Here is a 14,915-nt window from a genome sequence, read left to right on the forward strand (position 1 = left end):
GCAAATACAAACTTGTTGGTTAGATAAGATTAAGCCTGGGGAGGTTGCCACACGGCCGGAGACACATCGGTAATGATGCCGGTGGGCATTTCGGAGTAGTTAAAAGCGGAATGGCCGGATTGAACGGGGATGAGATACCCGACCGGCAGAATTACGGACGCCGCACAGCAACCGCAGGCGCAGAGGGGCGAACAGAAGTCCACATGTTCGTGATGCTCCGTTCCCGCATCCGCCAGCGTATAACCGCTGGCATCGGTCACCCGCACCGTCGGCTCGTCGCTGCAGGTAGTAGTGCTGAATGCCAGGATCACAATGCTCAATATGAGGGCGATAATTCTCACTGGAACAAAAATAAGTCAATTTGCCAACCGGTGTTTTTTTATTATAATAACCATGTTGCAATTTTAACGCTCATCGCTGCGGCGCAGCCGCCGTTGTTCCGGTTTTATGTTTGTCGAGTATGCGTTTGATGAGCTGCGCCTTATCGTCCGACAATGGTACCGGCAAATCGGGTATCAGCTGGTTGTTTCGAGTATCTCCGCTGGGCCGCAACCACCGTTTCACGCCGAAAAGCAATCTCACTTTGGTGTTTGGCAGTTGCGTATTGTACATTTCCCCGAATTTGTTGGGATGCCCGAGCGTGGGCGTTTCTCCCGCGATGGCGGCCAGGTGGTTGTCTTTAATGATCGTCGCGAACATCATGGCGCTGCTGAAAGTACCGTTGCCCACCACGATGAACACCTTGCCGGCAAAGCGCCCCGGTCTTTCTTCGGGGCGGACGGTGTCTCCGCTGATATGGATCAGATCGCCTTCGTTGGCGGTTTTGTAATAGTCGGGCGCTTCCATGCCCCAGGATTTCAGGAGTTTGATGTACGATTCGCTCCGCCTGAAATCGACACTGTACCCGCGGTAAGGTTTGGAGCTGAAACCGTCGATGAGCATATTGCCTACGACCGATTGCCCGCCGCTGTTTTTGCTCACATCGATGAAAAGATATTTCGGCGCATCGGCGTTCACGCGTTCGAAAATCGAGTCGATCCGGCGCCGGACGGCGTCGAGGTCCTGGTGCGGAACGTTGAAGGAACAGGCATTGATATATCCGGCGTCGCCGATTTTTTCATAATACACATAATCTTTGCATTGAACGTTCCATCCGGATTGCCGGTCGAGCTCCGCTTTCCATGTATTTGCGGAAACCCCGGTCAGGCGGACCGTTTTTCCGTTCCGGGTCGTTACTTTAAAATGCGGGCGGGCATCGGGGAGCGTCCAGGTGTAGAGGTAGCCGAATTGTTTGAGGGCTTTTTCCAACCGTTGTTCGGGATATCCGGATGAATAGCCGGCGGACCGTTCCACCAGTTTATCTATGTCAACGAAGTCGATTTGCGTGATGGCGTCTCCCGGCTGAAGGGAGCTTCCTTCACCCAGCACCTTGTCGATCCGGTAATTTTCCCCATCGAAAACCAGGGAGATGGGAAGAAACGCGCCGCCGGTCCGGTAGGGAGTTTCCAGCAGGGTGTCCGGCAAAAATACCTGGGCGTGCTCGTCGCACAGCCTGGCGAAAAGCGGTTTTATTTTCTTCATGAAAGCCGTGGCCGTGAGGGAATCCGTCAGGCCGTTACCGATCTCCGTAAAAAGCTGTTCATATGCCGGCTTGCCGATTTCCGTGTAAGGATATGCGTGCACGTTATACATCTGTTGCTTGACGAACGCGAGATCGTCGCGGAGCTGGCGAGGCGAGAATTTTGCGTCTTGCTGGCCAAAAGCATGGTATGCTGCGAGTAGCAGGGGAAAGAATGCAAAAGCGGATTTCTTCATGATATAACGGGAGAATGGCTACATATAAAAATTTCTTCCGGCCAATTTTCATTCCCCAATGCAGGTCCCTACACTCGACAAATAGAAAATAACAGCCGGCGACGCTGGATAAAACGCCACGAACGTGCAAAAATTATCCCTGAAAACAGGTAGCTGATATAATTTTAACACAATATTATCATGTGAATCACACTAAAGTATTACGATATTCAGTTAAAGGAAGGTAATTTCACAATTTAATTGCAACCTACAACTTTTGCCATTTTGAGTATTATTCTCTACTACCTTTTGCTACCGGTGGTTTACTTCATCAGTATCCTGCCGTTTCCGCTCCTTTACGGGTTGTCAGACGTATTTTTCTGTCTGCTGTATTACGTAGTGGGTTACCGTAAGAAAGTTGTACTGCAAAACCTGGCGAATTCCTTTCCGGACAAGTCGCCGGAAGAGCGCGCCCGGATCTGTCGGGATTTCTATCGTTATTTCTGCGACCTTTTCCTGGAGACCTTCAAAACCCTGACCATCAGCAAAGCGGCCATGTTGCGCCATTGTGCGCTCACGCCGGAAACCGTTGCGCTGTTCGAACGGCTGCATGCCGAAGGCAAAAGCGTGGTGCTGGTGATGGGGCATAAGGGCAACTGGGAATGGGCGGGCAATTCGTTCAGCATTTTGTGCCCGCAGCAATTGTACGTGGTGTACCATCCGCTGGCCAACAAACATTATGATGGTTTGATGTACAGGATGCGCACGCGTTTCGGCACCAGGCTCATTGCCATGCAGGACACGTTCCGGGAAATGGTGAAGCTCCGGGGCGAAATCAATGCCACGGCGCTGATCGCCGACCAAAGCCCCCCGCCAGACACCGCCCAGTGGGTGAATTTCCTGCACCAGGATACGCCGGTGTTCACTGGTACGGAAAGGATCGCGTCGAAAATGAATTACCAGGTGGTATATGTTTCCGTTACCCGTACCAAACGCGGTTACTATTCCGTATCCGCGGAAGTATTGGTGGAATCTCCCGCGAAGGAGGCCCCGGGGAACATCACCACGCTTCATACCGCACGGTTGGAAGCCGACATCGTAGACCAGCCCGCCACCTGGCTCTGGTCGCACCGCCGCTGGAAACACAAGAGAAAAATGGAACCCGCCACAGTTTAAAATATCGTGATGTTAGAAGGAAAACAACTCATTTTGGCCACCAAGCCTTTTGCCCAGGAAAAACGTGCCCTCAGCTGGTGGTACACTTTGTCTACGCTATGCCTGCTCATTGCGTCGCTCGCCGCTACGGTGGCAGTGCCATGGCTGGGATTGCGGATCGCTTTCAGTGTATTGTCTGGCCTGCTGATCGTCCGCATGTTCGTCATTTATCACGATTACCAGCATCATTCCATCTTAAAGAACAGCCCGGCGGCCAATGCCATCATGACCATCTTCGGTATTTATATTCTCGCCCCTTCCAGCATCTGGAAGCGGTCGCACGATTACCATCACCAGCATAATTCGAAACTATATAGCGCCAGCATCGGATCTTACCCCATCGCTACGATCGACGGGTTCCTGGCCATGAGCCGCGGCGAGCGCCGGATGTACCTGTTTACGCGCCATCCGCTCACCATCCTGTTCGGCTACCTGTTCATGTTCATCATCGGGATGTGCGTGAACTCTTTCTTCGCCAGTCCCCGTCGCCATTACGACGCCCTTATCGCGCTGGTGGCGCATGTGGCATTGACGGTCGCCGTTATTCTGACGGCCGGCTGGCTGACGTGGCTCCTGCTGGTACTGGCGCCCGTTTTCATCGCCTGCGCGATCGGGACTTACCTTTTCTATGCGCAACATAATTTCCCCGGCGTGGTCTTCAATACGAAAGAAGAGTGGTGTTACGACGATGCGGCGCTGCTGTCGTCCAGCCACATGGTGATGAGCCCCGTCATGGCCTGGTTTACCGGCAATATCGGCCTTCATCACATCCACCACCTCAACGCCCGGATACCTTTTTACCGTTTGCCGGAGGCTTATGCGAAGATCCCCGAGCTGCAGGCCGCCGTTACCACCACTTTATGGCCGAAAGATATCCGTGCCTGTTTACGGCTGAAGGTTTGGGACCCGAAAACCCGGATGATGACAGGGGTTAAGGCGCTTCGGAAAGACGAGGCGTATGCCGCAAAATTCCGCCCTTCCGCATTGTAGGCTGAATGCTGATAAGAAAGCCACGCCGGTCTCCAGGGCCCGCGTGGCTTTCCTGTTTTCCGTCCGGCGCAAACTGCCTTCGGATTGGCATAAAAGCACCGTGGAATTGCCCCTGAACCGCGTTACATTTGTGACCACACAAAACCCGACAATCATGAAAACCATGCCATCAACGCTCGCCAAACTGGAATTCGCACAGGTAGGCTGGGTGGTGCCCGACATCCGGAAAGCGGCGGATTTCCTGTCGAAAACCCTCGGGATCGCGGGCTTCCCGCCGCCGGAACACTTCCGGGCGCAGGACCTGGGGATGACGTATTACGGCCAAAACGTTGCGGGCGACTGGCTGACCACCCAAACCTGCAACGGCGGGACTTTTATCGAGCTTATCCAGCCACTGACCGGCCAAAGCATGTTCCACGACTACCTTGCACGCCACCCCGAAGGCGGCACACAGCACATGGCTTTCCGCCTGCCGATCCTTGAATTCGCGCAGATTACCGGGGAATTGCGGGCACAGGGATACGCCGTCATCAGTGAAGTGGACCACCCCATCGCCAGCATGGCATTTTTCGATACCTACCAAACGCTGGGCGTTGCCACCGAGATCATGGGGATCACGCCGGAAGGGTGGGAAGCGATCCGGAAGATGGAAGGGAAACGGTAGCATCCCATAATTCGCTGTCGGTTGGCGCCTTTCCGTTAATGCCGCAGGTTAAAGACACGCATGCACAGGGGAACGAGGCCGATGGAAACCGCGATGAAAATAGCCACCCGCACGTAGTTAAGCGTTTGCCAGCGGGATACTTTGGCCACAAGGTCTGCCGCCCCGGCCTCCGTTTCCGCGATCTGCTGAAACTGAATGATGTTTGGCGCGAAGAAAGCCAGCGTCCAGGCGCGTACGGCAACATGCACCGCAAACGAAACCAGCAGCCAGTTCCGCGCGAAATCGATCTTCCAGCAGAAAATAATAGCGAGGATAAAAGTGATTTCGTGAATGGAATGGAATACGATCCAGAAAAACTTCAGGCTGGCACCGGGCCCCAGCAAAAGGTTGAAATGCTGCGGCGGGGCGTCTGCCCACTTCGGGACGAACACCAGCGTTTCGAATACCTGCGCCCCGTTCATGAGAAAATATAACAATGTGGTAATGAAAAGCCAGATTTCGGCCCGGGTGATGCTGTCCATATAGTTAGGTCGTTTTCGATATTGATTTAAATCATTTACATCTTTTCCGATGCAATAATACGGATATTCTGGAATCCGACAAGGATTTTCGCTATTTTTCCTATAGTTTTACATCGAAACCGACATAACTCATGAGCGAACTTGTTAAATTGATCAGCGCGTGGGAAGCGTATGCGCATAAAAGCCCGCATGCCTCCGCCACTGAATTCTGCATGCATTTCCTCGCGCAGGAAAGCAATAACCAACTTTTCGGCGGCCTCACACCACCCGATCTCGACACCGTTTTCGCCAAACTGATCGGCCGGCTCGCGGGGATGCAAACCGTTTATTCCAAAATGGCCCTGCAGGAAATCCCGGGGTTCGAACTGGAATGGTTTTACTTCCTCAGTTCCATTTATCATTTGAAAGAGGTCAAAAAGACACAGATCATCCAATACAATTTCACGGAACAAACCACCGGCATCGATACCCTGAACAAATTGAAAAACCAGGGATTTATCGCCGAAAGGCCAGACCCTGAAGACAAGCGGGCCAAACTCGTCAGCCTTACGACAGCAGGGGAGCAGGTCCTTTTCAGGATTTACCAGCTGCTGCACAAACCCACGCTGCTCATGTATCACGATATCGACCCAAAAGACAAACAGGTGGTCATCAATATCCTGAAAAACACCGAGCAAAAGCACCAGGAGCTATTGTCGAATGCGCGGAACAAAACGCTGGACGAGTTGCTGGCAGCCGAATTGGGCGAAGAAAAACTCGCGGAGAAGGCGCAGGAACAGCAAATCAGGATCTCGCAGTTTTCCGAAGCGAAACGGGGTAACAAACATCCATAAACACCTATCTTCAGCAAAATTTTCACCTTTCAAATGGCCATCAACATCCTTGCGATTTCCGGCAGTACCCGGCTGCAATCCACGAATCATACGCTCATCGGCATCATCGCCGCGATGTACGCGGGAATAGCGGACATCGCGCGATTCGACGGGCTTTCCCAACTGCCACATTTCAACCCCGACGATGACAACGATACACCACCGCCCCCGGTAACCGCCTTCCGCGACCGCCTGCGCGCGGCCGACGGTATCCTCATCTGTACGCCGGAATACGCGATGGGCGTGCCCGGCAGCCTGAAGAACGCGCTCGACTGGGTGGTTTCTTCCATGGAAATGTCCCAAAAACCGGTTGCCCTCATCACGGCATCGTCTATGGGCGAACTGGCGCACCAGTCGCTCACGGGCACCTTGCGGGTTATTGAAGCCGGCTTGCCGGATGCCTCGCGCCTGCTGATCCCTTTCGTGAAAGCGAAAGTCCGTGATGGCGCTATCGTTGACGCACCTACGCTGGAAGGCGTGAAAGGCGTCATGGAATCCCTGTTGCGGGGGATTGAAATGTCGCGCAGCTAACCATACAGCAACCTCATAACCCCGCCAGGATGGAATATATCCCGTCCACCGCGTTTTCCAGCTCTTCCTCGTTCATCGACGCGAAACCGAAGCGGAACGCGTTCTCCGGGGCATACATTCCCTTGATATGCAGCTGGCGCGAATGTTCCAGCGCAGTCACCGGGAACGCCGGGTGCAACCGCACCCAGATCGCCATGCCGCCCGAAGGCAACGTATAATCCAGGAACCGGCCGAGTTTTTGATGCATCAATCCATCCAGGAAATCCCGGCGCTGGTGATAAATCTTCCGCGCGCGCTTCAGGTGCCGGCTCAGTTCGCCTTCCATCATCAAACCTGCCAGCGCATTCTGCATGTAACTGTCGTTCCCCACGTCGATGATCATTCGCAGCGCCGCGCACTGCTCAACGAAGTTCTTCGGCGCGATCATGAAACCGATCCGGATAGACGGCCCCAGAATTTTGGAAAACGACCCGATATAGATCACGTTGCCATGATGCCCGGCGCTCGCCAGCGGCAGGTATGGCGCGGAATTGTAATGGTACTCGAAATCGTAATCGTCTTCGATGATGGTAAAGTTGTATTGGCGGGACAGCTCCAGCAGTTTCATCCGCCTTTCCACGCTCAGCGTCACCGTTGTAGGGTAATGGTGATGGGGGATGACGTACACCGCCGCTATTTTTTTCTTTTGACAGATACGCCCGATCGCTTCCGTATCGATGCCGTTTTCGTCGACCTCCACTTCCAGGATATTGGCGCCGGTTACCCCGAAAGCCATATTGGCGACGGGGTAACCCGGCTTCCCGACGATCACGTTGGCACCTGCGCCCAGCAACAATTGCGCGGACAGGTAAATGCTCATCTGCGCACCGTGCGTGACGAGGATATTGTCCATCGAAATATGAAGCCCGCGGCTTTCCGACAGATATTTGACCATCTCTTCGCGCAGCAGGTGCGTGCCCTGCGCGGAGCCGACGTTCGCGCTTTTGACCGCGTACCGTCGCGTGGTATAGGCGCGGTAGGTTTTAAGGAGGGGATCGATGGGAGAGAGCCGGATATCGGGATGCCCGTCGTCTATCACCAGCTCCGGCACTGCGGCGCCCGTTTCCCCGTTCGTTGCTTCGAAGATCGTTCTGAAAGGTAGTCCGAAAGGGCGCTGGTACCCTTCGCGGACGTCGTCCGGTTTCCAGCTGGCGGGCTCCAGCTCCGGGATGCGATCCGAAACGGTGATCCGCTTCCGGGGCACCACCGTGATCCATTCCTGGGCCGACAGCTCTTCGTACGCCGCCACCACCGTTTTCCGGTGAACACCGAGGTCTTTGGCCAGTTCGCGGCTCCCCGGCAGCGGAGCATTGGCCGTCAATGTGCCGTTCCGCACAGCCAGGATGATAGACACGGCGATCTGCCGGTAAACCGGTAGATTGCTTTCCTTGTTGATGGATATAAGAGGCGCTATCGGGATCATCTGGACTACTTGATACTTATAATCTGGACCCCAAATATAGTCCAATAACCCCATAGCTTTGCCTTCGTAATCAAAACTTTATACCCAATGGAATTCAACATCAGGAAAGCCAGCCTGGAAGAACTGGACGACGCCGCGGCATTGTTCGACAGCTACCGTGTTTTTTACCGACAGGCGCCGGACCTCGAAAAAGGGAAAGCTTTCCTAAAGGAACGTCTCCTCAACAATGAATCCGATATTTTTCTCGCCTATGCGGATGGGAAGGCAGTGGGGTTCGTCCAGCTCTACAAACTCTTCCATTACACCAAACTGCAAAAGCAATGGCTGCTGAGCGATCTGTTCGTTCACCCGGATTACCGCGGCAAGGGCCTTTCCGTAGCCCTGATCGACCGCAGCAAGGAATGGAGCCGGGAAACCGGCGCCTGCGGCCTCATGCTGGAAACGGAAAAAACAAACGACATCGGGAACAACCTGTATCCCCGTTGCGGGTTCGAGTACGATGGTTTGCATAATTATTATCATTGGTGGGGCTGATAACTGATTCCCCAGGCCGGATAGCCGAGTGGCGAGGCGTGGGATGGCACATCCCTTCACAATGGTTCGATTCCATTTCCGGCCTCCATAAATCATGACGACCATGCCCGTAAAGCGCGACAAAACGATCATCATCCACAGCAAGGTTTCCTATGGCTATGTTGGCAGCAGCACCACCGCCCTGGTATTGCAAACCGGCCGGCAAGACGTGATAACGGTGCCCACCGTATTATATAGCAACCGGCTGGGCCTGGCTTCCGTGGGCGGAGACGTGCTCCCCACTGCGCTCTTCGCTTCCATCCTGGACGGCATCCTGCAGCTGGACATCCTGGCCGAAGTGACTTCCATCATCACCGGGTTCATCGGTTCGGCGGAGCAGGTGGGCATCACGGCCGGATTCGTGGAAAAAGTGAAAGCGCAGCACCCGGAGATCATCTACCTCTGCGACCCCGTGATGGGCGATGCGGACGAATTCTACGTGGCGCCCGGCGTACCCGGGGCGATGATCAACCGGCTCATTCCGCTGGCAGATGTGCTCACGCCGAATTTCTTCGAATTGCAGCAGATGCTGGGCGGCCATTTCTCCTCGCTCGAAGAAATGGCCGCCGCGATCCGGGAGAACGGCCGGTTTTCGGAACAGGAACTGGTGGTGACGAGCTGCCGGTTCGCGGATACGCCCCCAGGGTGGCTCGACATTGTTTCGCTGGACAACGGCCAGCTTCACCTGGAACGGACGCCCCGCGTGGCCGTAGACCCGCCCGGCACCGGCGAGCTCTTTGCCGCGCACATGCACCTGCAAATGCTCCATGGCGTGGCATTCCCCACGGCCATCCGGCGGGCGGCGCGGGTCATGCAGGCCGTGCTGACCGGGATAAAGACGGACAACCGTAGGGAAATGGCGCTGCAAGACATCCTGCATTCCATGGAGATCGCGGGGAGGGAAGCTGCGGGTCGATAAATTTTACGAATTTTGCGAACTATGAACGTACTGGACCTGATCATCAACGACCCGGAGAAAGTGCTGCTGGACAGTATTTTCCTCGACGATCACAGCAAAAACATGTGCGCACAGCTCATCAAGGAGCGGTTGTATTTCGAAGAACTGCGGCAATACGGTTTGCCGGTCAATAATAAGGTATTGCTGCACGGCGCGTCCGGCTGCGGAAAAACGATGACGGCGAAAGCGTTGGCCCATGCGTTGAACAAACCCATCCTCATCCTGAATCTCAGCAACATCGTCAGCGCCAAAATCGGGGAAACGCCGCAGCAGCTGAAAATGGTGTTCGACAAAGCCGCGCGGGACGGGGCCGTCCTGTTCCTCGACGAGTTCGACCAGATCGGGAAATCGCGGACAGACGACAAAGACGTAGGGGAGATGCGCCGGCTGGTGAACACGTTGCTGCAACTGATCGATTATTTCCCCGAAAAAGCCCTGCTCGTCTGCGCCACCAACCACCCCGAGGTTATCGATACCGCCTTGCTCAGGAGGTTCCAGCTGCGGATAGATTTCCAGATGCCTGCGGCCAGCGTGCTCGATACCTACTACGATCAGCTGCTGGCGCCCTTCCCCGAAGAAATGCGCGGAATTGCACGCCGGTACGATGTTTCGTTCGCCGAAGCGAGGGATTATTGCTTCACCCTCGTCAAATCCTTATTGATCGCCAAACTGGAAAAGGAGCGGGAAGCGGTTGCCATCGCTCCGCTGTGCCCTTCCTGATGGCTCCGGACCGCCTGTAATGCACCACGATGCACCGTCTCACGCATCGTGGCGCATCATCCGACTCCCATATCCATGGCGTTTTCCCACCCAAACTGCTTTACTTCGCCAATTGTCGATTAATAATCGTATCTTTGCAACGATTTACTACAGGCTCCTGCCTCTGCTTCTTCTGAATTAGTCTGGATTATTCTTTTCTTCCTCAGTCTTCGCTTTTCCAGCTGCCGCCGACCCTGATAGCATCCAGAGGCCCAGTACTGAAATCAAACGGCTCACCTGTACGCACAGTAAGCCCAAACGCTACATATCGCATAACGCAATAACGCACCATAACTAAAACCACACAACATGGGTGAATCTTTTTCAAAAAAGGAAAAGAAAAACAAAAAAGCAAAAGCCAAAATTGAAAAGGCACAAAAAATGCTCGATCGAAAGTCGAACAACGACAAAGGCAAGCCGCTTGAAGAAATGCTCGCTTTCGTCGATGAAAACGGCAACCTTAGTTCCGTTCCTCCAAGACAGGGCAACGAAGACGTGACGATGCAGGAATTGACTGCCGTCGCGAAAAGCAGGCACCGGCCAGTGGTGGAAGCCACCCGGACAGGATTCGTTTCCTACTTCAACCAGGCAAAGGGTTTCGGTTTCATCACCGACGACAATGCCCGGGAAAATGTCTTCTTCCACGCCAACCAGTTATCGGAGCTCCTGAAAGAAAAGGACAGGGTTTCCTTCACCCGGGAGAAGACGCCGAGAGGCTTTAGCGCCGTGGATCTGAAAAGGATCGGATGATTTGCGACGAAAAAAGAATTTAGATATAAAAAACACCTGCAACCCGCAGGTGTTTTTTTGTGGCAGGAAATGCCGGGAATTCCCCTTATCTTGAATTTACCTTCCGAAGTTTCATTATCACCTGTACCACCAGCATCGACTATGAAAAGTTTCATTTTTCTCGCCGGATGTTTACTCCTCCATGCCAACAGCTTCGCACAGCGGCCGGTGCTCCCCGCTCAAAAACACGGGTTCGTTGTGATCGCCCACCGCGGGAATCATGAAAACGTTCCTGAAAACACGGTCGCATCCGTGGAAGCGGCATACCAATGCGGCGCCGACTATGCCGAGCTCGACCTTCGCACTACCAAAGACGGGCACCTCGTGCTCATGCACGACGCTACCGTAAACCGCACCACCAACGGAAAGGGGGCCGTGGCAGACTATACGTTCGCCGCGCTCCGCCAGCTGACCGTCAACAGCAAAGATGGTAAAATTTACCGGGTCCCCACGTTCGCGGAAGCCCTGGAAGCCGCCAGGGGCAAGGTGCATATCTACCTCGACTTCAAGGAGGCCGATGTAGCACAGGCCTGGCAGCAAATCCGGGAAGCAGGGATGGAAAAACAGGTGATCGTGTACATCAACAAAAAGGAGCAATACCAACCCTGGCGGGAGATCGCGCCGCAAATGCCGCTCATGGCCAGCCTGCCAGACGATGCCCACACGCCCGCGCAAATGGAACAGTTCCTGGATACATATACTTTTGCGGTGCTGGACAATATTACCGACAGCAGCCGCTTGACCATCGCCCGCCGCCGTCAAATATCCGTTTGGCTGGACGCGCAATCGGCCAACGAAGGCCCCGATGCATGGAATGCAGTGCTGGAGCGGAAAGTGCAGGGCATGCAGAGCGATCATCCGGGCGCGCTGGTCCGCTATCTCCGCGATCACAGGCTGCGCGACGGACTAAAAAAAGTTACAGGCGGGAAACGGTTATCGGCGTACAGCCAACCCGTCGTTCAATGATAAATATCGCTTACAATTGTTGGGCTACGAACCGTTCGCAATAATTGCGGATGATTTCCCGTACATCGCGGAATTGCTGCATGATCTCGGCTTCCGTTCCAGTGGCTTTCGCCGGGTCGGGGAAGTTTTCATGGAATTTTTCGGCGCGGGAAGGGAATACGGGGCAGCGTTCCTTCGCGTTGTCGCAAACGGTGATCACATAATCGAAATCAATACCGGTATATTCCGCAACGTTGTTGGACGTGTGCCCGGAAATATCGATCCCTGCTTCTGCCATGGTGGCGATGGCCCGGGGGTTCACGCCGTGCGTTTCAACGCCTGCGCTGTAAATTTCGGCGGCGTTTCCCGCGAAATGACGGAGAAAGCCTTCTGCGATCTGGCTGCGGCAGCTATTGCCTGTACACAGCACCAGGATTTTTTTCATTTGGATTGAGTTGTTTTTAATGATGCGAAAGGGTAGAGGCGGATACGGGGCCATACCAGCGCCTGCGAAGCCAGAAGGCTACGTTTACCAGGGCGATCAGGGCGGGCACTTCCACCAGTGGACCGATCACCCCGGCAAAGGCTTGTCCGCTGTTGATACCGAACACCCCGATAGCCACGGCGATCGCCAGTTCAAAATTGTTGCCTGCCGCCGTGAATGCTATCGAGGTGTTTTTGGCGTAATCGGCGCCCAGGGCTTTTCCGATCCCAAAACTGATCCCGAACATCAACACGAAATATATAGCAAGCGGTAGGGCGATGCGCAGCACGTCCATCGGGATCTGTACGATCAATCCGCCTTTCAAACTGAACATCACCACAATGGTGAACAGCAGCGCGATCAGCGTGACGGGAGAAATCAGCGGGACGAATTTTTCCCGGAACCATTCCTCACCTTTCCACCGGATCAGCACAAGGCGGCTCAGGATGCCGGCCGCGAAGGGAATACCGAGATAGATGGCCACGCTTTCCGCGATCCTGCCGATCGTCACGTTCACTTCCAGGCCCTTCAATCCGAATACCGGCGGCAATACCGTGATGAAGAACCATGCATACACGCTGTACAACAGCACCTGGAACACACTGTTCAGGGCCACGAGCCCGGCGGCGTACTCGCGGTTGCCTTCCGCCAGTTCGTTCCACACGATCACCATCGCGATGCACCGGGCCAGCCCGATCAGGATGAGGCCGATCATGTATTCGGGGTAACCGTGCAGGAAAAGCAAGGCGAGGCCGAACATCAGCACCGGGCCTATCACCCAGTTCAGCAGCAGCGACGCGCCGAGGACCTTCGTATTCCGGAACACTTCCCCCATTTTTCCGTAATTCACCTTGGCCAGCGGCGGGTACATCATGAGGATGAGGCCGACGGCCAGCGGGATGTTGGTGGTTCCCGCGGAAAAGGAGTGGATGACCGTTGCGCTGGACGGTACAAAATAGCCGAGGGCTACGCCGGCCAGCATCGCCAGTAATATCCAGATCGTCAGGTATCTGTCGAGAAAGCCCAGGCTTTTCCGCCGGGCGGGATTGCATTGCTGCATATTATTCTTTCTGTTTGGTTTGAATGGCTTCGTTATGAGCAGCAATCCGGTCCGCAGCAGGCAGCGGCAGGCGCGGGCTTTTCGGCGTAAACCGTGATGCTCAGGATGCCGGTCTTTTCCGATTTGAACGCCGAGAGCTGTTCCGGGGTGAGATATTTGCGCAGAATGTCTTCCGGGATGTTGATGGCTTTTTCCTGTTGGACCTTCACGTTCCGGAACCCGTTGGCGGAGATCAGCGCGAGGTAATCGGATTGCTGGCTGGCGCCGGATACGCAACCGGCGTACATTTCCGCCACTTCCTTCAGGCTGGCGGGGAGCGTACCGGAAAGCACCACGTCGGAGATGCTGAAATGACCACCGGGTTTGAGGACGCGAAAGATTTCAGCGAAGACGCCGTTTTTGTTGGGGACGAGGTTCAGCACGCAGTTGCTGACCACTACGTCGGCCACGTCGTTGCTCAGCGGCATCTGCTCTATGTCTCCCTGGCGGAATTCGACGTTATGGAAGCCACGGGCCTCCGCGTTCCGGCGCGCCTTCGCGATCATGGCGTCTGTAAAATCGATCCCGATCACTTTCCCGGTTTCACCGGTTTCTGCGCGGGCGATGAACGCATCGTTCCCGGCACCGGAGCCGAGGTCGACAACCACATCGCCGGGCCGGATGTTGGCGAACTGCGTGGGCAGGCCGCATCCCAGGCCGAGGTCGGCATCGGCGTTATAGCCCTCCAGCTGTGAATAGTCTTCGCTCATGATATTATAAACTTCGGTGGAGCAGCAGCTGGCTCCGCAGCAGGAGGAGGCGTTCGTTTCCTTGTCCTGCAGCGCGATCTCTTCGTATTTCCCGCGGACGAGATCTTTCAGTTCCTGGTCTGTAGGCATTGTTGATAATTAATCGTTTAATTGCAATATTGCGATAAAAAGAAGCAAAAAAAATCAGCAGCAGTTACCGTTGGCCACGCTGCAATCGAAGAATTTCCCGAACAGGTCGCGGTATTGCTTCCAGGTTTCGGGGTTGATGCAATAGCAGATGGAGGTACCTTCCACCGTGCCCTGTATCAGCCCGACCGCTTTCAGTTCTTTCAAATGCTGGGAGATGGTAGCCTGGGCAAGACCGAGCTCTTCCACCAGATCGCCGCAGATACAGGCGTTGATCTTCACGAGATGCTGCAAAATGGCGATCCGCGCCGGGTGTGCCAGCGCCTTGGCCAAATTGGCGGCGTCGTTCTGCTGTTTGGTAAATAAACCGGTCTTCGTAGCTCCCATATATTGCAATATTACGATGAATGGATTCAATTATCC

The 14,915-nt window shown here is 54.7% G+C and carries 18 protein-coding genes and 1 tRNA gene; 11 read left to right on the top strand and 8 right to left on the bottom strand.

All coding sequences use genetic code 11. From position 1 onward, the window contains the following. Nucleotides 1–29: 29 nt before the first annotated feature. Nucleotides 30–341, bottom strand: coding sequence for a DUF6660 family protein (locus EJ361_RS02340; protein WP_126243730.1), 312 nt, complete (start codon nucleotides 339–341; stop codon nucleotides 30–32). A 70-nt stretch (nucleotides 342–411) separates the two neighbouring features. Then, nucleotides 412–1,815 carry a S41 family peptidase gene (locus tag EJ361_RS02345; protein ID WP_126243731.1) on the bottom strand — a complete coding sequence of 468 codons (1,404 nt, stop codon included), beginning with the start codon at nucleotides 1,813–1,815 and terminating at the stop codon, nucleotides 412–414. A 264-nt stretch (nucleotides 1,816–2,079) separates the two neighbouring features. Here EJ361_RS02345 and EJ361_RS02350 point away from each other — a divergent pair, with 264 nt between their 5' ends. The 3 genes from EJ361_RS02350 to EJ361_RS02360 all read left to right on the top strand — a co-directional run bounded on the left by EJ361_RS02350 (nucleotide 2,080) and on the right by EJ361_RS02360 (nucleotide 4,663). Then, nucleotides 2,080–2,970 carry a lysophospholipid acyltransferase family protein gene (locus EJ361_RS02350; protein ID WP_126243732.1) on the top strand — a complete coding sequence of 297 codons (891 nt, stop codon included), beginning with the start codon at nucleotides 2,080–2,082 and terminating at the stop codon, nucleotides 2,968–2,970. A 9-nt stretch (nucleotides 2,971–2,979) separates the two neighbouring features. Further along, nucleotides 2,980–3,999: a fatty acid desaturase family protein gene (locus tag EJ361_RS02355; RefSeq protein ID WP_126243733.1), complete on the top strand. Its 1,020-nt coding sequence runs from the start codon at nucleotides 2,980–2,982 to the stop codon at nucleotides 3,997–3,999. A 154-nt stretch (nucleotides 4,000–4,153) separates the two neighbouring features. Further along, nucleotides 4,154–4,663: a VOC family protein gene (locus tag EJ361_RS02360; RefSeq protein WP_164714046.1), complete on the top strand. Its 510-nt coding sequence runs from the start codon at nucleotides 4,154–4,156 to the stop codon at nucleotides 4,661–4,663. A 35-nt stretch (nucleotides 4,664–4,698) separates the two neighbouring features. On the opposite strand, the gene EJ361_RS02365 is transcribed toward EJ361_RS02360, so the two are convergent. Further along, on the bottom strand, nucleotides 4,699–5,184 hold the full coding sequence (locus tag EJ361_RS02365; protein WP_126243735.1) for a transposase: 486 nt from the start codon (nucleotides 5,182–5,184) through the stop codon (nucleotides 4,699–4,701). 131 nt (nucleotides 5,185–5,315) lie between these two features. On the opposite strand from EJ361_RS02365, the gene EJ361_RS02370 reads away from it, so the two are divergent. Further along, nucleotides 5,316–6,017 (top strand): MarR family winged helix-turn-helix transcriptional regulator, encoded by a 702-nt coding sequence (locus EJ361_RS02370; protein ID WP_126243736.1) that lies wholly within the window; start codon nucleotides 5,316–5,318, stop codon nucleotides 6,015–6,017. A 33-nt stretch (nucleotides 6,018–6,050) separates the two neighbouring features. Further along, nucleotides 6,051–6,587 carry an NADPH-dependent FMN reductase gene (locus EJ361_RS02375; protein WP_126243737.1) on the top strand — a complete coding sequence of 179 codons (537 nt, stop codon included), beginning with the start codon at nucleotides 6,051–6,053 and terminating at the stop codon, nucleotides 6,585–6,587. A gap of 13 nt (nucleotides 6,588–6,600) precedes the next feature. Here the strand turns inward: EJ361_RS02375 and pdxR are convergent, their stop codons facing one another. Then, nucleotides 6,601–8,049 (bottom strand): MocR-like pyridoxine biosynthesis transcription factor PdxR, encoded by a 1,449-nt coding sequence (gene pdxR, locus EJ361_RS02380; protein WP_126243738.1) that lies wholly within the window; start codon nucleotides 8,047–8,049, stop codon nucleotides 6,601–6,603. Between the two features lie 87 nt (nucleotides 8,050–8,136). Here pdxR and EJ361_RS02385 point away from each other — a divergent pair, with 87 nt between their 5' ends. From EJ361_RS02385 to EJ361_RS02410, 6 genes are all read left to right on the top strand, one after another. Beyond that, nucleotides 8,137–8,583: a GNAT family N-acetyltransferase gene (locus tag EJ361_RS02385; protein WP_126243739.1), complete on the top strand. Its 447-nt coding sequence runs from the start codon at nucleotides 8,137–8,139 to the stop codon at nucleotides 8,581–8,583. A gap of 14 nt (nucleotides 8,584–8,597) precedes the next feature. Next, nucleotides 8,598–8,671, top strand: a tRNA-Cys gene (locus EJ361_RS02390). Between the two features lie 6 nt (nucleotides 8,672–8,677). After that, nucleotides 8,678–9,541, top strand: coding sequence for a pyridoxal kinase (gene pdxY, locus EJ361_RS02395; RefSeq protein ID WP_126243740.1), 864 nt, complete (start codon nucleotides 8,678–8,680; stop codon nucleotides 9,539–9,541). A gap of 21 nt (nucleotides 9,542–9,562) precedes the next feature. Next, the gene (locus EJ361_RS02400; protein ID WP_126243741.1) at nucleotides 9,563–10,300 is read left to right on the top strand and encodes an AAA family ATPase; all 738 of its coding nucleotides are present in this window, start codon (nucleotides 9,563–9,565) and stop codon (nucleotides 10,298–10,300) included. A gap of 420 nt (nucleotides 10,301–10,720) precedes the next feature. After that, nucleotides 10,721–11,089: a cold-shock protein gene (locus EJ361_RS02405; protein ID WP_240646526.1), complete on the top strand. Its 369-nt coding sequence runs from the start codon at nucleotides 10,721–10,723 to the stop codon at nucleotides 11,087–11,089. 141 nt (nucleotides 11,090–11,230) lie between these two features. Further along, entirely contained in the window at nucleotides 11,231–12,094 is an 864-nt protein-coding gene (locus EJ361_RS02410) for a glycerophosphodiester phosphodiesterase family protein (RefSeq protein ID WP_164714047.1), read from the top strand. Between the two features lie 10 nt (nucleotides 12,095–12,104). Here the strand turns inward: EJ361_RS02410 and EJ361_RS02415 are convergent, their stop codons facing one another. From EJ361_RS02415 to EJ361_RS02430, 4 genes are read right to left on the bottom strand one after another with little or no spacing between them, the layout of a single operon-like run. Continuing rightward, a complete protein-coding gene (locus EJ361_RS02415; protein WP_126243744.1) occupies nucleotides 12,105–12,518 on the bottom strand; it encodes an arsenate reductase ArsC in 414 nt (137 codons plus the stop codon). A gap of 16 nt (nucleotides 12,519–12,534) precedes the next feature. After that, the gene (gene arsB, locus EJ361_RS02420) at nucleotides 12,535–13,617 is read right to left on the bottom strand and encodes an ACR3 family arsenite efflux transporter (protein WP_126243745.1); all 1,083 of its coding nucleotides are present in this window, start codon (nucleotides 13,615–13,617) and stop codon (nucleotides 12,535–12,537) included. A gap of 32 nt (nucleotides 13,618–13,649) precedes the next feature. Continuing rightward, nucleotides 13,650–14,495 carry an arsenite methyltransferase gene (locus EJ361_RS02425; RefSeq protein WP_126243746.1) on the bottom strand — a complete coding sequence of 282 codons (846 nt, stop codon included), beginning with the start codon at nucleotides 14,493–14,495 and terminating at the stop codon, nucleotides 13,650–13,652. Nucleotides 14,496–14,549: 54 nt separating this feature from the next. Continuing rightward, the gene (locus EJ361_RS02430; protein ID WP_126243747.1) at nucleotides 14,550–14,879 is read right to left on the bottom strand and encodes an ArsR/SmtB family transcription factor; all 330 of its coding nucleotides are present in this window, start codon (nucleotides 14,877–14,879) and stop codon (nucleotides 14,550–14,552) included. Nucleotides 14,880–14,915: the final 36 nt, after the last annotated feature.

This window comes from Chitinophaga rhizosphaerae, from assembly GCF_003958645.1.
In the GTDB taxonomy this organism is placed as follows: domain Bacteria; phylum Bacteroidota; class Bacteroidia; order Chitinophagales; family Chitinophagaceae; genus Chitinophaga; species Chitinophaga rhizosphaerae.